The organism is Kitasatospora sp. CB01950, from assembly GCF_001905465.1.
GTDB lineage: Bacteria > Actinomycetota > Actinomycetes > Streptomycetales > Streptomycetaceae > Kitasatospora.
Genome location: NZ_LISX01000005.1, coordinates 307,386 through 327,324 on the forward strand (window position 1 = coordinate 307,386; position 19,939 = coordinate 327,324).

18 protein-coding genes are annotated in these 19,939 nt (G+C 71.2%); 9 read left to right on the plus strand and 9 right to left on the minus strand.

The window, feature by feature from the left end; genetic code table 11:
• Nucleotides 1-9: 9 nt before the first annotated feature.
• Nucleotides 10-753, minus strand: coding sequence for a TerD family protein (locus AMK19_RS15895; protein ID WP_073812170.1), 744 nt, complete (start codon nt 751-753; stop codon nt 10-12).
• 236 nt (nt 754-989) lie between these two features.
• Here AMK19_RS15895 and AMK19_RS15900 point away from each other — a divergent pair, with 236 nt between their 5' ends.
• Entirely contained in the window at nt 990-2,072 is a 1,083-nt protein-coding gene (locus AMK19_RS15900; protein ID WP_073812172.1) for a DUF2637 domain-containing protein, read from the plus strand.
• A gap of 72 nt (nt 2,073-2,144) precedes the next feature.
• Here the strand turns inward: AMK19_RS15900 and AMK19_RS15905 are convergent, their stop codons facing one another.
• From AMK19_RS15905 to AMK19_RS15925, 5 genes are all read right to left on the minus strand, one after another.
• The gene (locus AMK19_RS15905; RefSeq protein WP_073812174.1) at nt 2,145-3,233 is read right to left on the minus strand and encodes a DUF475 domain-containing protein; all 1,089 of its coding nucleotides are present in this window, start codon (nt 3,231-3,233) and stop codon (nt 2,145-2,147) included.
• 48 nt (nt 3,234-3,281) lie between these two features.
• On the minus strand, nt 3,282-3,857 hold the full coding sequence (locus AMK19_RS15910) for a TerD family protein (RefSeq protein WP_073812176.1): 576 nt from the start codon (nt 3,855-3,857) through the stop codon (nt 3,282-3,284).
• A 572-nt stretch (nt 3,858-4,429) separates the two neighbouring features.
• The gene (locus AMK19_RS15915) at nt 4,430-5,005 is read right to left on the minus strand and encodes a TerD family protein (RefSeq protein ID WP_073812480.1); all 576 of its coding nucleotides are present in this window, start codon (nt 5,003-5,005) and stop codon (nt 4,430-4,432) included.
• 127 nt (nt 5,006-5,132) lie between these two features.
• Entirely contained in the window at nt 5,133-5,591 is a 459-nt protein-coding gene (locus tag AMK19_RS15920) for a peroxiredoxin (RefSeq protein WP_073812177.1), read from the minus strand.
• 204 nt (nt 5,592-5,795) lie between these two features.
• Complete coding sequence (locus AMK19_RS15925; protein ID WP_198953339.1) at nt 5,796-6,230, minus strand: DUF3052 domain-containing protein; 435 nt, start codon at nt 6,228-6,230, stop codon at nt 5,796-5,798.
• Between the two features lie 457 nt (nt 6,231-6,687).
• Between AMK19_RS15925 and aceE the strand changes: the two genes are divergently transcribed.
• A complete protein-coding gene (gene aceE, locus AMK19_RS15930; protein ID WP_073812181.1) occupies nt 6,688-9,438 on the plus strand; it encodes a pyruvate dehydrogenase (acetyl-transferring), homodimeric type in 2,751 nt (916 codons plus the stop codon).
• A gap of 255 nt (nt 9,439-9,693) precedes the next feature.
• Here aceE and AMK19_RS15935 read toward each other — a convergent pair whose 3' ends face one another.
• Entirely contained in the window at nt 9,694-11,280 is a 1,587-nt protein-coding gene (locus tag AMK19_RS15935) for an MFS transporter (RefSeq protein WP_073812182.1), read from the minus strand.
• Nucleotides 11,281-11,407: 127 nt separating this feature from the next.
• Between AMK19_RS15935 and AMK19_RS15940 the strand changes: the two genes are divergently transcribed.
• From AMK19_RS15940 to AMK19_RS15970, 7 genes are all read left to right on the plus strand, one after another.
• Complete coding sequence (locus AMK19_RS15940; protein WP_073812184.1) at nt 11,408-12,073, plus strand: TetR/AcrR family transcriptional regulator; 666 nt, start codon at nt 11,408-11,410, stop codon at nt 12,071-12,073.
• Between the two features lie 89 nt (nt 12,074-12,162).
• On the plus strand, nt 12,163-13,437 hold the full coding sequence (locus AMK19_RS15945) for a sensor histidine kinase (RefSeq protein ID WP_073812186.1): 1,275 nt from the start codon (nt 12,163-12,165) through the stop codon (nt 13,435-13,437).
• Nucleotides 13,434-14,108: a response regulator gene (locus AMK19_RS15950; protein WP_073812187.1), complete on the plus strand. Its 675-nt coding sequence runs from the start codon at nt 13,434-13,436 to the stop codon at nt 14,106-14,108. Before AMK19_RS15945 ends, AMK19_RS15950 begins: the two co-directional genes overlap by 4 nt.
• A 125-nt stretch (nt 14,109-14,233) precedes the next feature.
• Nucleotides 14,234-15,328, plus strand: a complete 1,095-nt coding sequence (locus tag AMK19_RS15955; RefSeq protein ID WP_073812189.1) for an alpha/beta hydrolase — start codon at nt 14,234-14,236, stop codon at nt 15,326-15,328.
• Nucleotides 15,329-15,360: 32 nt separating this feature from the next.
• Nucleotides 15,361-16,569 (plus strand): acyltransferase family protein, encoded by a 1,209-nt coding sequence (locus AMK19_RS15960; protein WP_073812191.1) that lies wholly within the window; start codon nt 15,361-15,363, stop codon nt 16,567-16,569.
• Between the two features lie 67 nt (nt 16,570-16,636).
• The gene (locus AMK19_RS15965) at nt 16,637-16,972 is read left to right on the plus strand and encodes an MmcQ/YjbR family DNA-binding protein (protein WP_073812192.1); all 336 of its coding nucleotides are present in this window, start codon (nt 16,637-16,639) and stop codon (nt 16,970-16,972) included.
• A 144-nt stretch (nt 16,973-17,116) separates the two neighbouring features.
• Nucleotides 17,117-18,307 carry an alpha/beta hydrolase gene (locus AMK19_RS15970; RefSeq protein ID WP_073812194.1) on the plus strand — a complete coding sequence of 397 codons (1,191 nt, stop codon included), beginning with the start codon at nt 17,117-17,119 and terminating at the stop codon, nt 18,305-18,307.
• Between the two features lie 7 nt (nt 18,308-18,314).
• Here the strand turns inward: AMK19_RS15970 and AMK19_RS15975 are convergent, their stop codons facing one another.
• Nucleotides 18,315-19,325, minus strand: coding sequence for an aldo/keto reductase (locus AMK19_RS15975; protein WP_073812195.1), 1,011 nt, complete (start codon nt 19,323-19,325; stop codon nt 18,315-18,317).
• Entirely contained in the window at nt 19,322-19,843 is a 522-nt protein-coding gene (locus AMK19_RS15980) for a MerR family transcriptional regulator (RefSeq protein ID WP_083646873.1), read from the minus strand. Before AMK19_RS15980 ends, AMK19_RS15975 begins: the two co-directional genes overlap by 4 nt.
• Nucleotides 19,844-19,939: the final 96 nt, after the last annotated feature.

Below are 19,939 nucleotides of genomic sequence, written 5' to 3' on the forward strand. Positions count from 1 at the left end.
GGACAGGCCCTAACTCCCCGGCTGGTCGGGGGTCTTGTACCCCCGCTCCCACTGCATGCCGAAGCCGTACAGCCGGTCCAGGTCCGACTGGAAGCCGTGCACGTACCGCACTTCGCGACGGATCGTCAGCTGGCCGTCGCCGTCGTTCTCGATCAGCACCACCGCGCACGAGCGGGCCGCCGGGGCCCGCTCGTCCAGCTTGATCTCGATCCGCGGGCCGCTCTGCGGGACGATGGTGAGCACGGCCTGCGTGCGGTCGAACGCCGGGGTGTCGTCGTAGATGTAGACGAACACCAGCAGCCGCTTGAACTGGTCCTTCTTCTCCAGGTTGATGTGCATGGTCTCGCCGGACGGCGCACCTGACACGTCGTCGCCGGAGAGCTTGATGTACGGCGGCCGGTTGAGGTCGCCGAACAGCCGGCCGAGCGGCTGCACCACGCCCCGGGTGCCGTCGGCGAGTTCGTACAGGCACGCCAGGTCGAGGTCGACGCCGACGGGCGCGGTGCCGGCCGTGGCCGGGGCCAGTGGGCGCAGGATCCGCGGGTCGAAGAAGCGGCGCAACGCGCTGCCCGCGGTGGGGCGTTCGGCGCTGCGGGTCGACCAGTGCAGGTTGATGTACAGGTAACCGGTGGTCGCTGCCGAGCCCGTGATGGCGTGCTGCGGCTGGGACTTGGTCAGTGTGACCTTGAACTGCCCTCCGGTGTCGAAGCTGTTGTTGCGGTCCCCTTTCAGGAACTCCCACACCGAGACCATCGTGTCCTCCCCCAGCGCCGGTTCTGTCCTTCGCCTCTCCAATACCCACCCGAGGGGTGCTGAGTCAACGTCAACCCGCCGACGGGGTCTGCTGACAGAGGGTTCGTCACTCCCGTACGATGCCCGCGCCCCGGACGCGATATCGTCTCTCCGCACAGGTGTCCCGTGCGTTGCCCCGTGCGTCACGTCACCTCCTACTTCCCCCTGCCCTGCGGAAAGCCGAGGCCCTGCCCGCGATGAACCTCTCCTCCATACAGCTGGTCTGGGCCGTGGTCGGCGGCGCAGCTCTGCTGTTCACCGCCATCCTGGTGGCCTTCCTGCGTTTCAAGAACAACAAGGCCGAGGAGTCCGGCGACTCCTGGGAGCGCAGCGAGGAGCGCCGCCGCCGCAAGGAGGCCATCTACGGCGGTGCGTCGTACGTCCTGCTGTTCTGCTGCGCCGGCGTCGCGGCCGCGCTGTCGTTCCACGGCCTGGTCGGTTTCGGCCAGCAGAACCTGAACCTGTCCGGCGGCTGGGAGTACCTGGTCCCGTTCGGCCTGGACGGCGCGGCCATGTTCTGCTCGGTGCTCGCGGTGCGCGAGGCCAGCCACGGTGACGCGGCGCTCGGCTCCCGCATGCTGGTGTGGCTGTTCGCCATCGCCTCGGCCTGGTTCAACTGGGTGCACGCCCCGCGTGGCGGTTCGCACGACGGCGCCCCGCAGTTCTTCGCCGGCATGTCGATCTCGGCGGCGGTGCTGTTCGACCGGGCGCTGAAGCAGACCCGTGTGGCGGCGCTGCGCGAGCAGGGCCTGGTGCCCCGCCCGCTGCCGCAGATCCGCGTGGTCCGCTGGCTGCGCGCGCCGCGCGAGACCTACGCGGCCTGGTCGCTGATGCTGCTGGAGAACGTCCGCAGCCTGGACGAGGCCGTCGAGGAGGTGCGCGAGGAGCGCCAGGCCAAGATGGACGCGAAGATCCGCGCCCGCAGCGCCGACCGCCGCGAGCGCGCCGAGCTGAAGGCGATCTCCCGCCAGAACGGCGTGCTGGGCCGTTCCCGGGGCGGCCGTCAGGTGCCCGCCCTGACCGCCGCGGGCGACTCCCCGTCGTCCGCTACGGAGCCTGCCCTAGCCGCCGAGGAATCCTCCCTCGACCGGGTCGGCCCCTCCGCCCTGGAGCCCGCCGCCCTGAACGCCGGCCGTCGCCCCCGCGCCGCCGTCGAATCGCCGTCCAGCAGCCTGTACTCGTCCAGCATCGACCTGACGATGGACGAGGACACCCTGTCGATGCCGAAGCTGGACTCGCTGGAGCGCAAGCTCCGCGCGATCGAGCAGCAGCTCGGCTGACGGCCGCCGCACGCACGAGAGCCGCCCACCGGGAATCTCCCCGGTGGGCGGCTCTGCTGTGTCGCTGCGCGACTAGTTCTCGCCGGGACCGGCGAGTTCCAGTGCCTGTTCCCGCTTGTTACGGACCATCGAGGAGGCCAGCGCGGCGCCGATGAAGGCGACGCCGACCAGGCCGGTGACGATCTCCGGGATGTGGTACTCGATCGAGACGAGCAGGATCGTCGCCAGCGCGCCGATCGCGTAGTGCGCGCCGTGCTCCAGGTAGACGTAGTCGTCCAGGGTGCCCTTGCGGACCAGGTAGACGGTCAGCGAACGGATGTACATCGCGCCGATGCCGAGGCCCAGGGTGATCTGGAAGATGTCCTGCGAGATGGCGAACGCGCCGACCACGCCGTCGAAGGAGAAGGACGCGTCCAGGACCTCCAGGTAGAGGAAGAGGAAGAACGCGGCCTTGCCGCCGACCTGGACGATCGACTTGCCCTTGCGCTCGGCCGCCTCCTCGGCCTCCTCCTGCTCCTCCAGGCCGGATTCGAACACCCCGGACAGGCCGTTCACGGCAAGGTAGGTGGCCAGGCCGCAGACGCCGGCGAGCAGGACCGTTTCGGCACGGTCACCGGCGAACAGCCGGGCCGACACCGCGAGCACGACCAGCGCGACGACCGAGGAGAGGGCGTCCAGCTTGCCGATCTTCTCCAGCGGCTTCTCCAGCCAGCGCAGCCAGTTGAACTCCTTCTCCTCCAGGATGAAGTCGAGGAAGATCATCAGCAGGAAGATGCCACCGAACGCGGCGATCGCCGGGTTGGCGGCTTCCAGGTACTGCGCGTAGGTGTGGCCTTCGTGGGTCTTGCTGGAGTCGAGCGCCAGCTGCACCACGGTCGTCGGGTTGAGGTGCGCGGTCAGGGCCACGACCAGCAGCGGGAAGACCAGCCGCATGCCGAAGACCGCGATCAGCACGCCGACCGTCAGAAAGATCTTCTGCCAGAACGGGTTCATCCGCTTCAGGACGGTGGCGTTCACGACGGCGTTGTCGAAGGACAGGGAGATCTCGAGGATCGAGAGGATCAGGACGACGCCGAATCCTTCGGCCCCCCAGATCAGGCCGGCGGCGATCAGGCCGGCGATCGTGATGGCGAAGGACCATCCGAACGTACGGAGGAACACGGGGTCGGTTACCTTTCTTGCTGCCGGAATTGACCGATTCCGGGCTGCTTACTGAACGTTGACGCCGAAGTCGAGCGCGATGCCGCGCAGGCCGGACGCGTAGCCCTGGCCGACGGCACGGAACTTCCACTCGCCCTGGTAGCGGTACAGCTCGCCGAAGATCATCGCGGTCTCGCCGGACGCGTCCTCGGTGAGGTCGTAGCGCGCGATCTCGCTGCCGTCGGCCACGTTGACCACGCGGATGTACGCGTTGGAGACCTGCCCGAAGCTTTGCAGCCGGGCGTCGGCGTCGTAGATGGACACGGCGAAGACGACCTTGTCGATCTGCACCGGCACCAGGTCGAGGTGGACCTCGACCACCTCGTCGTCGCCGTCACCGTCGCCGGTGAGGTTGTCGCCCTGGTGCTCGACCGAGCCCTCGGGGCTGCGCAGGTTGTTGTAGAAGATGAAGTACTCGTCGCCGAGGACCCGGCCGCCGGAGCACAGCAGTGCACTGGCGTCCAGGTCGAACGGCGCGCCGGTGGTGGACCGGGCGTCCCAGCCGAGGCCGATCTGAACCTGGGTCAGGTTCGGCGCGGCCTTGGTCAGCGAGACGTTTCCGCCCTTGGCAAGGGTGACGGTCATCGGACTTTCCTCCCAGCTCCCGTCTCCGGGGCTCCCGGGGTGTGCTGTGGTCGTCGACCGTCGGACCGCCCGGGAGGGCCGGTCCGGCGGGGCGCGCCCGAAGGGACGCACCTCAAGAGATCTACGCTCCTCGACGGCCGTACAGTGCTGCACACCCGACTGAACTTCCTGAACTCCGCTCTCCGCCCGGGCCGACCGCCACACCCCGCGCGGGACCGAAACCGTCCGCGCACGCGCCCCGGCCGGGGGCGGATCGCGGCCGAATCTATCAAGCGCGCATCCGATTCCTGTTCGACCGCAACCGGCCGCAACCCACCCGGCACACTGCCGCCACCGCCGGAGGAGCCGTCGCGCGGGCACGGACGCACCAGAACGAACACGGGACCATCAGAGCGACGCCGTTCGACCCGCCCGCCTCGTCAAGGACCCGACGCAGCACCCCTCCCCCGCCGGACTCGGTGCGCTGCTCGGCGAGTCGGTCGCCCCCTGCCCCGGCACCCGGTCGGCGGGGCAGGAACGGCGACGGGCCGGCTCCGCGAACGGATCCGGCCCGCACTTCCCTGCACGGTGTCTCAGACGTTGACGCCGAAGTCCTGGGCGATGCCGCGCAGGCCGGAGGCGTAGCCCTGGCCGATGGCGCGGAACTTCCACTCGGCGCCGTTGCGGTAGAGCTCGCCGAAGACCATCGCGGTCTCGGTCGAGGCGTCCTCCGACAGGTCGTAGCGGGCGATCTCCGCGCCGCCGGCCTGGTTGAGCACCCGGATGAACGCGTTGCGGACCTGGCCGAAGCTCTGCTGCCGGTTCTCCGCGTCGTAGATCGACACCGGAAAGACGATCTTGGCCACGTCGGCCGGGACGCCGGCCAGGTTGACCTTGATCTGCTCGTCGTCGCCCTCGCCCTCGCCGGTGAGGTTGTCGCCGGTGTGCTCGACCGAGCCGTCGGCGCTCTTCAGGTTGTTGAAGAAGATGAAGTCGGCGTCGGAGCGCACCCGGCCCTGCTCGGTGCAGAGCAGCGCGCTGGCGTCCAGGTCGAAGTCGGTGCCGGTGGTGGTGCGAACGTCCCATCCGAGGCCGACGACCACGGCGGTCAGGCCGGGCGCCTCCTTGGTGAGCGAGACATTTCCGCCCTTGCTCAGGCTGACACCCACGTGGTCCTCCAAGAAGTCGGTTTCCCGATCCGTCAACGGCCCGATCGTAGTGCGGGGTTCCCGGCCGGGGGCGGCGACTCGGCCCGGCGCGCGACGGAAATCGGCGCGTCGCCGGGCCGGGAGGCGATCAGAGCGCGCCGAGGGCGGCCAGGTACTCCTGGGTGTCACGGGCGTCCGGCAGGCCGTTGACGATGCTCCAGCGGACGGCGCCCTCCTTGTCGATCACGAAGGTGCCGCGGACCGCGCAGCCCTTGTCCTCGTTGAAGACGCCGTAGGCGCGGGAGACCTCGCCGTGCGGCCAGAAGTCCGACAGCAGCGGGTACTCCAGGCCCTGCTGGTCGCCGAAGACGCGCAGCGAGAACGGCGAGTCGGCGGAGACTGCGAGCACCTGCACCTGGTCGTTCTGCAGGCGCGGCAGCTCCTTCTGGATCTCGCAGACCTCGCCGGTGCAGACGCCGGTGAAGGCGAACGGGTAGAAGACCAGGACGACGTTCTTCTCGCCGCGGAAGTCGGACAGCTTGACCGACTCGCCGTGCTGGTTCTTCAGCTCGAAGTCGGGGGCCTGGGCGCCGATCTCGATGGCCATGGAGGGACCTTCCTGCCGGAACGTGGTGGTGCGGGCAGGGAAATCCTCCCATCCGGCCAACCCTTGTTCGGCCGTTCGGGTGAGCCATCGGGCCGATCGACGCAATGTTCAGCCCTCAGCGAACACTATGGCGGCCAGAACGCGCGTGGGCCCCGGGCGGAGTTTCCCCCGCCCGGGGCCCACGCATCACTCGCGGTCCGAAGCTCAGCGCTTGGTCTTCGAGGCCTTCGGGGTGGCCAGGCGGGTGCCCGCCCAGTCCTTGGCGATCGCCACCGAGCTGGTCTGCGACAGACCGGCGGTCTTCGCAGCATCGGCGATCTCGTGCGCCTCGACATGCCCGCCACGGCCGGTCTTCGGCGTCAGCAGCCAGATCAGGCCGCCCTCCGCGAGGTACTCCAGGGCGTCGACCAGGACGTCGGTGAGATCCCCGTCCTCGTCGCGGTGCCACAGCAGGACGCCGTCGGCGACGTCGTCGTAGTCCTCGTCGACGAGTTCGGTGCCAGTGATGTCCTCGATGCCCTCGCGGAGCTCCTGGTCACTGTCGTCGTCGTACCCGAGCTCCTGGATGATCTGGCCCTCTTGGAAGCCCAGACGAAGTGCCGGGTTGGACTTGTCCGCGGGGTCCGCGGTCGCGCTCACGGGAATAACCTCCAGTATTCGGCTCGGCATCCATGCCGAGGCTGTGGCCGTAGTCCACACGGGAGCGGCTGTTCGCGCAAGTACCCGACCCCCGATCCCACCCAAAGGTTGACGTGTCGGGGGCCGACACGCCGCCCTCCGTGTGGGCAATCACACGGAAATGTCCGCATCAGTACCGGACGAGGATGCTTCGTCGCCCACCCGCGCGCAGGCCGCACGCCTGCCCGAGATACGAACGGCATTCGGGCCAGCCCTGTGTGCGGGCGTAAAGTCTCCTGTTGGCCCTCATCCCGACCGGCCGCCATCGACCGGACGGGATCCAGGTCGGACCACCTCCTGACCGTACCGCCCAACCGGCGGAACGGTTACCGATCGGTAGAGATGACGGATCTCCGAAAGCGGTAGCACGATGGAGGCGGCGCGACAAATCAGTTTCGACCGACAGTGAAGGAACAGCGTGGCTTCCGGATCCGATCGCAACCCGATCATCATTGGCGGCCTCCCGAGCCAGGTCCCGGACTTCGATCCCGAGGAGACCGCGGAATGGCTGGAGTCGCTTGACGCTGCCATCGACGAGCGCGGGCGCGAGCGTGCCCGCTACCTGATGCTGCGGCTGATCGAGCGCGCCCGTGAAAAGCGTGTCGCCGTGCCCGAGATGCGCAGCACGGACTACGTCAACACGATCGCCACCAAGGACGAGCCGTTCTTCCCCGGCAACGAGGAGATCGAGCGGAAGATCCTCAACGCGACGCGCTGGAACGCGGCCGTCATGGTCTCCCGCGCCCAGCGCCCGGGCATCGGCGTCGGCGGCCACATCGCCACCTTCGCCTCCTCGGCGTCGCTGTACGACGTGGGCTTCAACTACTTCTTCCGCGGCAAGGACGGCGACGGGGAGTCCGGCGACCAGGTCTTCTTCCAGGGCCACGCCTCGCCGGGCATCTACGCCCGCGCCTTCCTGCTGGACCGACTGACCGAGCAGCAGCTCGACGCGTTCCGCCAGGAGAAGTCCAAGGCGCCGTTCGGCCTGTCCAGCTACCCGCACCCGCGGCTGATGCCGGACTTCTGGGAGTTCCCGACCGTCTCGATGGGCCTCGGCCCGCTCGGCGCGATCTACCAGGCCCGGATGAACCGCTACCTGGAGCACCGCGGCATCAAGGACACCTCCGACTCGCAGGTGTACGCCTTCCTCGGCGACGGCGAGATGGACGAGCCCGAGTCGCTCGGCCAGCTCTCGCTGGCAGCCCGCGAGGGCCTGGACAACCTGACCTTCGTGGTCAACTGCAACCTGCAGCGCCTCGACGGCCCGGTCCGCGGCAACGGCAAGATCATCCAGGAGCTGGAGTCGCAGTTCCGCGGCGCCGGCTGGAACGTCATCAAGCTGGTCTGGGACCGCACCTGGGACCCGCTGCTGGCCCAGGACCGCGACGGCGTCCTGGTCAACAAGCTGAACACCACCCCGGACGGCCAGTTCCAGACCTACGCCACCGAGTCCGGCTCGTACATCCGCGAGCACTTCTTCGGCGGCGACCTGCGCCTGCGCGCCATGGTCGAGAACATGACGGACTCCCAGATCCAGCACCTGGGCCGCGGCGGTCACGACCACCGCAAGGTGTACGCCGCGTTCAAGGCCGCCCGCGAGCACACGGGCCAGCCGACCGTCATCCTGGCGCAGACCGTCAAGGGCTGGACGCTGGGCCCCAACTTCGAGGGCCGCAACGCCACCCACCAGATGAAGAAGCTGACGGTCGAGGACCTGAAGCGCTTCCGCGACCGGCTGCACCTGCCGATCACCGACAAGCAGCTCGACGAGGGCTACCCGCCCTACTACCACCCGGGCCGCAACTCGGAAGAGATCCAGTACATGCACGACCGCCGCGAGGAGCTCGGCGGCTACGTGCCCACCCGCAAGGTCCGCCCGCGCAAGCTCGAACTCCCGGGCGACGACGCGTACAAGGCGGTCAAGAAGGGTTCCGGCAACCAGACCATCGCCACCACCATGGCGTTCGTCCGGGTGCTCAAGGACCTGATGCGGGACAAGGGCATCGGCAACCGCTTCGTGCCGATCGCGCCGGACGAGTACCGCACCTTCGGCATGGACTCGCTCTTCCCGTCCGCCAAGATCTACAACCCGCTCGGCCAGACCTACGAGTCGGTCGACCGCGAGCTGCTGCTGGCGTACAAGGAGTCCCCGTCCGGCCAGATGCTGCACGACGGCATCTCCGAGGCCGGCTGCACCGCCTCGCTGATCGCCGCCGGCTCGTCCTACGCGACGCACGGCGAGCCGCTGATCCCGGTCTACGTCTTCTACTCGATGTTCGGGTTCCAGCGCACCGGCGACCAGTTCTGGCAGATGGCCGACCAGCTGGCCCGCGGCTTCGTGATCGGCGCCACCGCCGGCCGCACCACCCTCACCGGTGAGGGCCTGCAGCACGCCGACGGCCACTCCCAGCTGCTGGCCTCCACCAACCCCGGTGTGGTCGCCTACGACCCGGCCTACGGGTACGAGATCGCCCACATCATGCAGGACGGCCTGCGCCGCATGTACGGCTCCTCCGCCGAGCACCCGCACGGCGAGGACGTCTTCTACTACATGACCGTCTACAACGAGCCCATCAAGATGCCGGCCGAGCCGGAGGGCGTGGACGTCGACGGCATCCTCAAGGGCCTCTACCGGCTCTCCGACGGCACCGCCGGCCAGATCCCCGCGCAGCTCCTCGCCTCCGGCGTGGCGGTGCCGTGGGCCCTGGAGGCGCAGCGCATCCTCGCCGAGGAGTGGAACGTCAAGGCGGACGTCTGGTCGGCCACCTCCTGGAACGAGCTGCGCCGCGACGCCGTCGAGGCGGAGGAGTTCAACCTCCTCCACCCGGAGGAGCCGCAGCGCGTCCCGTACGTGACCTCGAAGCTCTCCGGGGCCGAGGGTCCGTTCGTGGCCGTCTCCGACTGGATGCGCGCCGTCCCGGACCAGATCTCCCGCTGGGTCCCCGGCCAGTACCAGTCCCTGGGCGCCGACGGCTTCGGCTTCGCCGACACCCGCGGTGCGGCCCGACGCTTCTTCCACATCGACGCCCAGTCGATCGTCCTGGCCACCCTCACCGAGCTGGCCAAGCAGGGCAAGATCGACCGCTCGGCGCTGAAGGACGCGATCGACCGCTACCAGCTCCTCGACGTCACCGCCGCCCACCCCGGCGCGGCCGGCGGCGACGCCTAAGCGCTAGCCGCTCCGCCCGCTCCACCACAGAGATCCGCCCGAGGAACGAAGTTCTGTCCCCGGGCGGATCTTTGCATTCGCACGTGGTTGCTCGCGCAGTTCACCGCGCCCCTGCGGGGTGCGGTGGAGAGGTCCGCACTGAACCCCGCGCCCCGTCAGGGGCGCGGGGAACTGCGCGAAGCGGCAGGGCACAACGCAAAGATCCGCCCAGGACGGGGACTCCCCTCCTCGGGCGGATCTCGTGGTGCCGTCGCGTCAGATGTGCACGGCCGGCCCGGCGTCATTCGCGCCGCGCTTCGTGAGCAGCCCCAGCCCCGCCGCCGCCAGCGCGACGATCGAGGCGACGGTGAAGGCCACGCCCATGCCGCTGACGAAGGACGAGTGGACCGCGTCCGCGACCCCGTTGGCGATCTGCGCCGGGGTGCCCTCCGGCATCGGCGGGGCGATGCCCAACTGCGCGGCCTGCTTGAGCTGTTCGCCCTGCTCACCGGTCGGGAACGGAACACCGGTGGCGGCCCAGTTGCCCGGCAGCACGCTGGTGACCTTGGACGCCATCACCGCGCCGAGCACTGCGGTGCCGAGGCTGCCGCCGACCTGCATCGCGGCCTGCTGGAGGCCGCCGGCCACGCCGGCCAGCTCCATCGGGGCGTTGCCGACTATGACCTCGGTGGCGCCGACCATGACGGGGCTGAGGCCGAGGCCCATCAGCAGGAACCAGAGCGACATGGCGCCGTTACCGGAGTGGATGTCCAGGGTGGACATGCCGAGCATCGCGCCGGTGGTGAGCACCATGCCGCCGACGATCGGTATGCGCGGGCCGACCTTGCCGATCAGGAATCCGGCCACCGGAGCGCCGACGATCATCATGCCGGTCATCGGCAGCAGGTGGACGCCGGCGTCCACCGGCGCCATCCCGTGGACGTTCTGGAGGTAGAACGTCACGAAGAAGATGCCGCCGAAGAACGCGAACGCCATCAGCACCATCAGCAGGGTGCCCGCCGACAGCGACACCGAACGGAACAGCGCCAGCGGGACGAGCGGCTCCTTGGCGTAGTTCTGCCAGACCGCGAAGGCGATCAGCGCGACCACCGCGCCGCCCAGGAAGATCAGGGTCGAAGCGTCGGCCCAGCCCCAGCTGGGGGCCTTGATGATGCCCCAGACCAGCATGAACATCGCACCGGAGAGCAGCACGATGCCGGGGATGTCGAAGGACTTGGCGGACTTCTCGGAGCGCACGTCCTTGAGGATCAGCACGCCCAGCACCACCGCGACGATGCCGACCGGGATGTTGATGTAGAACACCGACTCCCAGTTGACGTGCTCGACCAGCAGGCCGCCGACGATCGGGCCGGCCGCGGTGGAGGCGCCGATGACGCCGCCCCAGATGCCGATCGCCATGTTGAGCTTCTCGGCGGGGAAGGCGCCGCGCAGCAGGCCGAGCGCGGCGGGCTGGAGCAGCGCGCCGAACAGGCCCTGCAGCACCCGGAAGAAGATCACCTGCTGGATCGAGCCGGCGAAGCCGATCGCGGCGGAGGTGGCGGCGAAGCCGACCGCGCCGACCAGGAAGGTGGACTTGTGGCCGAACCGGTCGCCGATCTTGCCGGCGGTGATCAGGAAGACCGCCAGCGCCAGCAGGTAGCCGGAGGTGACCCACTGGATGTCGGCGGGGCTGGCGTGCAGGTCGGTCTGGATCGCCGGGTTGGCGATGGCGACGACGGTGCCGTCGAGGGCGACCATCATGACGCCGACGGCGACGGTGAGCAGGGTCAGCCAGGGGTGTCCCCGCAGCTTCCCTCCGGCGGCGGGCGCCGCCTCCTTGTCCATGACGACGGACTGGCTCATGACTCGGACTTCCCCGTTCGTGTGGTGTGGCGAGAAGAGCGGCTCGAACATTATGTCAGTCGCTGACAAACGACAAATGGTGACTTGTGACACTTGGCGACAAGTGGCAGAGCGCTAAAGTTGAGCCATGGCCAGCACCTCCATCGCCGCCGAACCGCAGCCCGCGGGCCTGCGCGAACGCAAGAAGCAGCGCACCCGGGACGCCTTGGTCGACGCCGCCCACCGCCTGTTCCTGCGGCAGGGCTACGGGAAGACCACGGTGGACGAGATCGCGGCGTCGGTGGAGGTCTCCCAGCGCACCTTCTTCCGGTACTTCGCCAACAAGGAGGAGGTCGCCCTCGCGGTGCTGGCCGACGCCGAGGAGACGTTCCTCACCCTGCTGCGGGCCCGGCCCGCCGAGGAGAACCCGCTGCAGGCGATGCGCGGCGCGGTCCGCCAGGTGTGGCAGAACCTCGACGAGGGCCGGGTCGCCGAACGCGGCTCCGTCGAGGGCGCACTGGAGCTCTTCGAGCTGATCGAGTCCACCCCGACCCTGCTCGCCGCCCACCTGCGGCACTCCCTGCAGCAGGAGATCGAGGTCGCCCGGATCCTCGCCGAACGCGAGGGCCTCGACCCGGCGCTCGACCTGCGCCCCCGACTGCTCGCCGCCGTGCTCGGCAGTGTGGTGCGGCTCTCGCACCTGTCGTACGCCGCCGAACCCGACCGGCACGGCCACTGCATGGACGGCATGCTGGCCCTGATCGAGCGCCACTTCGACCAGCTCGGACCGGCGTTGGCCGGTTCCTGGCGCTGACCGCCGGCGCGGGTAGTACTGCGGTATCAGGGCCGCTGCCCGACCGGAGTATGAGGACAGCGGCCGTTCCGCGTTCTACCCTCGGCCCGGTGACCACCTGGAACACCTTCCTCCGCGCCCTCGTCGAGCCCGTCCCGGACCACCGGCCGCCACTGCACAACGCCCGCCGGCCATGGGTCCGGGCGCTGCCCTTCCTGGTGGTGCTGGCCATGGTCGGCTCCCTGCTGCCCACCGGCGTGGTCGCGCTGACGCAGTTCTACGACGTGAACGGGGGCCTGGCCGCCTCCCTGGCCCTCGTCCAGACCGGGGCGCTGGCACTCGGGCTGGTCCGGCCGCTGACCGGCTGGCAGCTGATGGCGCCCACGGTGCTGATCGGCGCGATCGCCACCCACGGCGCGGCCGCCGACCAGCCCTGGCCGTGGCCGGCGCCCACGCTGCTCTGCTACCTGTTCCTGATGGTGTTCCTGGCCATCCGGGAACGCGGCCGCACCCTGCTCGCCGTCTGGGCCGTCACCTTCCTCGGCAACAGCCTCAGCTGGACTGCCTTCAGCGAGTACTTCGACGGCACCTCGGTGGTGGTCACCGCCCTCTCCGGTGTGATCATGCTGCTCGGCTGGAGCCTGCGCGGCCGCGGCGAGGCGCAGCGGCTGCTCGCCGCCCAGGAGCAGATCTCCGAGACCGAACGCGCCCGGCGCACGCTGCTGGAGGAACGCGCCCGGATCGCCCGCGAGTTGCACGACGTGGTCGCCCACCACATGTCGGTGATCACCGTCCAGGCCGACAGCGCCCCGTACCGGATCGCGGGCCTGCCCGAGCCCGCCGTCGCCGAGTTCGGCCAGATCGCCAACGCCGCCCGCGGCTCGCTCGCCGAGATGCGCCGCCTGCTCGGGGTGCTGCGGGCCGCCGACACCGAGGCCGACAAGGCCCCGCAGCCGGGCCTGGCCGACCTGCCGGGCCTGCTCTCCACCGTCGCCCAGGCCGGCGTGCACGCCGAACTCGACCTCGCCGACGAGGTCCTGGCCCTCGGCCCCGTCCCCGAGGCGGTCGGCCTGTCCGCGTACCGGATCGTCCAGGAGGCGCTGGCCAACGTCGTCCGCCACGCCCCCGGCGCGACCGCCCGGGTCCGCGTCACCGCCTCCGACGGCGCGCTGACCGTGGACGTCGACAACGACCCCTCGCCCGGCAAGGCCCCCGCCGTCGAGACCTCCGCCTCCACCGGGCACGGGCTGACCGGAATGCGCGAGCGCGTCCGCCTGCTGGCTGGCACCCTGGACACCGGCCCGACCGCCGACGGCGGCTACCGGGTCGCCGCCGTCCTGCCGATCACGGCGACCGACGCCACCCCAGGGGAGACCACCGCATGACCATCCGCGTCCTCATCGTCGACGACCAGGCGATGGTCCGCGCCGGCTTCGCCGCCCTGCTCAACGCCCAGACCGACATCGACGTCGTCGGCGACGCCGCGAACGGCCGCGAGGCACTGGACGTCAGCCGCCGCACCCACCCCGACGTCGTGCTGATGGACGTCCGGATGCCCGAGATGGACGGCCTCGAAGCCGCCCGCCACCTCCTCGACCCCCCGCCCGGCGTCGTCCACCGCCCGCGTGTCCTGATGCTCACCACCTTCGACGTCGACGACTACGTCTACGAGGCCCTCCGGGCCGGCGCCTCCGGCTTCCTCCTCAAGGACGCCCCGCCGGCCGACCTGATCTCCGCCGTCCGCGTGGTCGCCGCCGGCGACGCGCTGCTCGCCCCGTCCGTCACCCGCCGCCTCATCGCCGACTTCGCCCAGAACCGCCCCGCCCCCCGCCGCGACCCCCGGCTCCGCCTCAACGGCCTCACCCCCCGCGAGACCGAAGTCCTCGAACTCATCGCGCGCGGCCTCTCCAACCAGGAGATCGCCGCCGATCTGGTCCTCGCCGAACAGACCGTCAAGACCCACATCGGGCGCATCCTCGCCAAACTCAACCTCCGCGACCGCGCCCAGGCCATCGTCCTCGCCTACGAGAGCGGCCTCGTCCAGCCCGGCAGCTGAATTGCACGAACCGGGGGTGTCTCCCGCTGCGGTATGACACCCCTCTTGGCTCCGCAGGTTGATGCCCGGTCACCCACCTCCTTCCTACCTTCCTCCTCGTCACCGGACTGGAGAAGGAGGAAGCGATGCTGTCGCGTCTGCGTCGAGGCACAACCGTTGCCGGGTTGGTGCTGGCGGCCGTGCTGGGGGCGGGTTCGTGGGCGTCGGCGGATGCGCAGACCCCGCTGACCGGCCCCCCGCCGGGCTCCGCGGAGTGGGTCGCGGACACCGGCCTGGGCCGCGGACTCCCCGACCCGGCCAACGCCTCCCCGGCCGAAGTGGCGACGTTCTTCGCCGAGCTGACCGACGCCCAGCAGCGCGACCTCGCCCTCCGTCACCCCCAGGTGGTCGGCAATCTGGACGGCGCCCCGATCCCGCTCCGCTACCTGGCCAACTCCCTGGCCCTCGCCCAGGAGACCAGGGCCCAGCAGGCCCGCGCCGACGACTCCTCCCTCCGTCGCGAGGAACGCAGGCTCGCCGCCGCCAAGGCCGCCCGCTACCGCGAGCTGGCCGACCACCGGCTGCTCGCCTTCGACCCGCGCGGTCGCGGCCAACTCGCCGAGGTCTTCGGCGACTTGGCCCACGACTCCCGCACCGCCGTGCTGGTCCCCGGCTCCGACACCGACCTCGCGACCTCCGACCGCCTCGCCGGCATGGCCGAGGCCCTGCGCAGCGCGAGCGACGACAAGGTCGCCGTGGTCGCCTGGACCGGCTACACCACGCCGGTCGGCGTCGGCATCGACGCGGCCCGCGAGGACCTCGCCGAGGCCGGCGCGCCCCGCCTGGAGCGCCTGGTGGCCGGCCTCGCCCCCGCCACCGGCCCGGTGACGCTGTTCTGCCACAGCTACGGCTCGGTGGTCTGCGGCCGGTCCGCGCCGGACCCGGCGCAGGTCGCCGGGGTGGTGGTGCTCGGCTCGCCGGGGATGGGCCTGGCGCGGGCGGACGAACTGCGGGTGCCGGTGTGGGCGGTGGCCCGCAACCCGGAGGACTGGATCTCCGAGGTCCCGAACGTCTCCGTCCTCGGCTTCGGCCACGGCGCCGACCCGACCTCCGAGGCGTTCGGCGCCCACCTCCTGCCGTCCGCCGGCTCGCACGGCCACAGCGGCTACTTCGCCCCCGGTTCGGCCTCCCTCGCGGCCTTCGCCGCGCTCGCCGCCACCGGCTCCCCCACCTCCGCCTGACCCGCGCCGCCAAAGAAAGTAGGAGACGTCCGATGCTGCCTGTTTCCGTCCGTCGCGCCGCGGCGACCGTCGACGCGAAGACCCCCGCCACCCGCGACCGCGCGCTGGACGCGCTGCGTGCCGTCGCGCTGCTCTCGGTGCCGCTGGGGCACTGGATGCTCGGCGGATTCACCCTCTCCGACGGCGTGCTGCACAACGCCAGCCCGCTGGCGGCACTGTCGTTCATGGCGCCGCTGAGCTGGCTGCTGCAGATGCTGGGGGTGTTCTTCCTGGTCGGCGGCCGGGCGTCGGCGCTCTCCTGGCGCCGGTCGGCCGAGCGCGGGGTGAGCGCCACGACGTGGCTGCGCGGCCGGGTGCTACGGCTGGCCCGGCCGGTGCTGGGGGTGGCCGCGGTGTGGGCGGCGCTGATCCCGGTGCTCCGGATGCTCGGGGTGCCGGCCGACACAGTGCGCACGGGCGCGGTGCTGATGGTGCAGCCGCTCTGGTACATCGCGATGTACCTGGTGCTGACCGCGCTCACCCCGCTCTGCGTCACGTTCGGCGCGCGGACGAAGGGGTGGGCCTCGGCCGGGCTGCTGGCGGCCGTCGCGGCGGTGGACCTGCTGCGCTACGGCCCGTGGGGCGCGTCGATGCCGGGCTGGCTGAGCCTGCTGAACCTGCTGCCGGGCTGGCTGTTCGCCTACCAGCTGGGCGTGGACTGGGCGCACGGCCGGATCTCCCGGGCCGGGGCGTGGCTGACGGCCGTCGGCGGTGCGGTGCTGTTCGCGGTGCTGCTCCTGGTCTTCCACTACCCGGCGAGCATGGTCGGCGTGCCGGGCGCGGCCCGCACCAACTCGCACCCGCCGTCCCTGCTGGTGCTGGCGCTGGCCTCGGTGCAGGGCGGTGCGGCGATGCTGCTGAAGGACCGGCTGGGCCGGGCGCTGCGCCGGCCGCTGCTGTGGCTGCCGGTGGTGGTGGTCAACCTTGGCGCGATGACGATCTTCTGCTGGCACCAGACCGCGATGTTCCTGACCGCGCTGGCCGGTTCGCGACTGGGCGAGGTGCCGGGCCTGACCACCGCCCCCGACTCCGGCCTGTGGGCGCTGGGCCGGCTGGCCTGGCTGCCGGTGTTCGCCGTGGTGCTGGCGCTGATCGGCCGCTGGGCCCGTCGCTTCGACGCCCCGTGGCCGTCCCGGGCCTGGCGGGCGGCGGCGACGGCGGGCGCCGCGCTGTTCGCGGTGTACGCGCTCGGCGCGGTCTGACGCCACGTCAATCGCCTGACGACCGATCACCCGCCGCCTGTCGGTGCCGGGACCTACCCTGACCGCCATGGCGACCTTCGACGAACTGACCACGCTGGCCCTGGAGCTGCCGCAGGCGCACCAGGAGACCACCTGGGAGCAGCAGACCTTCCGGGTGGGTCGGAAGATCTTCGCGATGGGGCACCCGGATTCCGGGCAGGTCTCGGTGAAGGCGACGGTGCCCGAGCAGGCCGAACTGATCGCCGCCGCGCCCGAGGTGTACTCGGTGGCGCCGTACACCGGCCGGTTCGGCTGGGTGCGGGTCCGACTCGCCCGGGTGGAGCCGGAGGAGCTGCGTGAACTGCTCGCCGAGGCCTGGCGTTCGGTCGCGCCGAAGCGGGTCCGGGACGGGTACCAGGGGTAGCGTCCGAGGGAATGTGACGCGGAACACTGTTTGGCCCCTGCCCGGCGCGTCTGCCGCCCTCTAGTCTGGCTGACTAGTAGTTGGCAGTCGTAGCACCACCGGGCCCGGCCCGCTGCGATGTACCGGCCCGAGGGAGTGGACGCCATGCACCGCAGGCGGGTCAAGCGAATTCTTATCGGTGTGTTCGCCGGCTGCGCCGCCCTGGTGGACGCCGGGGCCGCGGTCGCCCAGGCCACCGCGGCCGGCGAACAGCTGGCGATCACCACCCCGCCGGCCGGCAGCGCCGCCTGGGTCGCCGACGGTTCCTTCGGCAAGGCCCTGCCGGATCCCGCCACCGCCGACCCGGCCGCCGTCGCCGCCTTCTTCGCCTCGCTGACGGGCCCCGAGATCGACCGGCTGATCCTCGAATACCCGCTGGTGGTCGGCAACTTGGACGGTGCGCCGCTGGCCGTCCGGTACCGGGCCAACCGGGAGGCGATCGCCGCCGAACGCGACCGGGCCCGGCAGCGCGCCGACGACCGCGCCCTGGACCCGACCGCCCGGGCGCTGGCCGTCTCCCGCGCCCACGACTCCGAGGCGCTGCTGGCCCCCGGCCGACAGATCCTCGCCTTCGACCCGCGCGGCCGCGGCCTGGTCACCGAGGTGTACGGCGACCTGGCCGCCGCCCGGCGGGTGGCCGTCCTGGTGCCCGGTTCGGACGCCGACCTCGGCCACTTCGACCAGTCCGGCGAGCCGCTGCGCTCCCCCGCCGGCATGGCCCGCGCCCTGCTCGCCGAGGAACACGCCCAGTCGCCCGGCACCCGCACCGCGGTGGTCGCCTGGACCGGCTACGTCACCCCGCAGGGCCTCGGCCCGGACGCGGCCACCTCCCGGCTCGCCGAGGCCGCCGCGCCGCGCCTGGAGCGCCTGCTCGGCGGGCTGCGGCAGACCAGCCACCCGGAGGCGCCGCCCGCGCTGCTGTGCCACTCGTACGGCTCGGTGGTGTGCGGCACCGCCGCCCCGACCCTGCACGCCGGGCAGCCGATCGACCTGGTGGCGTTCGGCAGCCCCGGGATGGGCGTCGGCTCGGCCGCCGAGCTCGGCACCGGCGTCCAGGTATGGGCGGCCCGCAACCCGGGCGACTGGATCGGCAACGTGCCGTACCTGGAGGTCGGCGGCCTCGGCCACGGCTCCGACCCGACCACCCAGGCGTTCGGTGCGACGACCGTCTCCTCGGCGGGCGCCAGCGGCCACAACGGCTACCTGGCCGAGGGCACCGCCAGCCGGCACAACTTCGCGGCGATCGCCCTCGGCCACTACGACGACGTCACCCACCCGTCGCCCTGGACGAACTGACGGTCCGTCAGACCTCGCGGGCGTCCGAGGTGTTGCTCATGTCGGCGTAGCGGGAGCCCTGCACCCGGCCGCCGATCAGGTCCAGCTCGGCCAGCTCCTCGGCGGTCAGCTTCAGCGCGGTGGCCGCGGCGTTCTCCTCCAGCCGGCTGCGCTTGCGGGTGCCCGGGATCGGCACCACCGCCAGGCCGTGCACCTCGGCCCGCTGCTGCACCCAGGCCAGCGCGACCTGCGCGGCCGCCGCCCCGCGCTCCGCGGCGATCTTCCGGATCGGCTCGACCAGCTCCGCGTTCCCGGCCGCGTTCTCGCCGGTGAACTGCGGCAGGTGGCGCCGGAAGTCGTCCGCGCCGAGCTTCCCGGCGTCGGCGAACGCCCCGGTCAGGAAGCCCCGGCCGAGCGGCGAGTACGGCACCAGCGCCACACCCAGCTCCGCCGCCACCGGCACCGCGCTGCGCTCCGGACCGCGGGAGAACAGCGACCACTCGGACTGCAGCGCCGCGATCGGGTGCACCGCGTACGCCTCCCGCAGCTCCGGGCCGGTCACCTCGGACAGGCCCAGGTGCTTCACCTTGCCGGCCGCGACCAGCTCCGCCATCGCCCCGACCGACTCGGCCAGCGGCACCTCGGGGTTGCGCCGGTGCATGTAGTACAGGTCGATCTCGTCCACCCCGAGCCGGCGCAGCGAGGCGTCCACCGCCTGCCGGATGTACGCCGGGTCGTTGTTCACGCCCCGGTAGGACGGGTCGTCCGCGCGCCGCTCGATCGCGAACTTGGTGGCCAGCACCACCTGGTCGCGGTGCGCCCGGACGAACGGGCCGATCAGCTCCTCGTTGGCGCCCGAGCCGTAGATGTCGGCGGTGTCGAACAGGGTCACCCCGAGCTCCAGCGCCCGGCCGAGGGTGGCCAGCGCCTCCTCGGTGTCGGTCGGGCCGTAGAACTCGCTCATCCCCATGCAGCCCAGGCCCTGCACGCCCACGACGGGGCCGTTGCTGCCGAGCCGAGTGGTCTCGATGCTGCTCATGCGCTCTTCCTGTCCTCGATCGGGTGGTACCCCGTTGTCCCATTCGTCTCGTCGCCGTCCGCACCGGCCGCGGCCGCCTCCTCCTGCTCGCCGTACAGGTCGATCTTCCGATCGATCACGGCGAGCGTGGCATGCAGGTCCGCGAGGCGCTGCCGGACCTCCGCCCGGTGGTCCACCAGCAGCTGCCGGCGCGCCGCCCGGGTGGCGTCCCCGTCCCGCACCAGCTCGATGTACCGGACCATGTCGGCCACCGGCATCCCGGTCAGCCGGAGCTTGGTCAGGAACGCCAGCCGGGCCAGGTCCGCGTCGCTGTACCGGCGCTGCCCCGCGTGCGAGCGGTCCACCGGGTCCAGCAGGCCGATCCGCTCGTACCAGCGCAGTGTGTGCGCCGACAGCCCGCTGATCGCGGACACCTCACTGATCCCGTGCCGCGGCGTCCGGTCCGGCACCGCGAGCGGCGCACCGAACGCCCGCTCGCACGGCGACAGTTGAGAACCACGCTGGATTGACGCTGCCATCTGGAACTTGACCCCCGGTCTCGGCGACGACGACTCCGACGCTACTCAGTTGGAGCGCACTCCAAGCAAGCCTGGCACACCGGATCTCCGCACCCG

Bases quoted from the DNA above. Each gene is read 5' to 3' on its own strand.
- AMK19_RS15895 (WP_073812170.1), bottom strand. From the start codon at position 753: ATGGTCTCGGTGTGGGAGTTCCTGAAAGGGGACCGCAACAACAGCTTC.
- AMK19_RS15900 (WP_073812172.1), top strand. From the start codon at position 990: ATGAACCTCTCCTCCATACAGCTGGTCTGGGCCGTGGTCGGCGGCGCA.
- AMK19_RS15910 (WP_073812176.1), bottom strand. From the start codon at position 3,857: ATGACCGTCACCCTTGCCAAGGGCGGAAACGTCTCGCTGACCAAGGCC.
- AMK19_RS15920 (WP_073812177.1), bottom strand. From the start codon at position 5,591: ATGGCCATCGAGATCGGCGCCCAGGCCCCCGACTTCGAGCTGAAGAAC.
- AMK19_RS15935 (WP_073812182.1), bottom strand. From the start codon at position 11,280: ATGAGCCAGTCCGTCGTCATGGACAAGGAGGCGGCGCCCGCCGCCGGA.
- AMK19_RS15940 (WP_073812184.1), top strand. From the start codon at position 11,408: ATGGCCAGCACCTCCATCGCCGCCGAACCGCAGCCCGCGGGCCTGCGC.
- AMK19_RS15950 (WP_073812187.1), top strand. From the start codon at position 13,434: ATGACCATCCGCGTCCTCATCGTCGACGACCAGGCGATGGTCCGCGCC.
- AMK19_RS15955 (WP_073812189.1), top strand. From the start codon at position 14,234: ATGCTGTCGCGTCTGCGTCGAGGCACAACCGTTGCCGGGTTGGTGCTG.
- AMK19_RS15960 (WP_073812191.1), top strand. From the start codon at position 15,361: ATGCTGCCTGTTTCCGTCCGTCGCGCCGCGGCGACCGTCGACGCGAAG.
- AMK19_RS15965 (WP_073812192.1), top strand. From the start codon at position 16,637: ATGGCGACCTTCGACGAACTGACCACGCTGGCCCTGGAGCTGCCGCAG.
- AMK19_RS15970 (WP_073812194.1), top strand. From the start codon at position 17,117: ATGCACCGCAGGCGGGTCAAGCGAATTCTTATCGGTGTGTTCGCCGGC.
- AMK19_RS15975 (WP_073812195.1), bottom strand. From the start codon at position 19,325: ATGAGCAGCATCGAGACCACTCGGCTCGGCAGCAACGGCCCCGTCGTG.
- AMK19_RS15980 (WP_083646873.1), bottom strand. From the start codon at position 19,843: ATGGCAGCGTCAATCCAGCGTGGTTCTCAACTGTCGCCGTGCGAGCGG.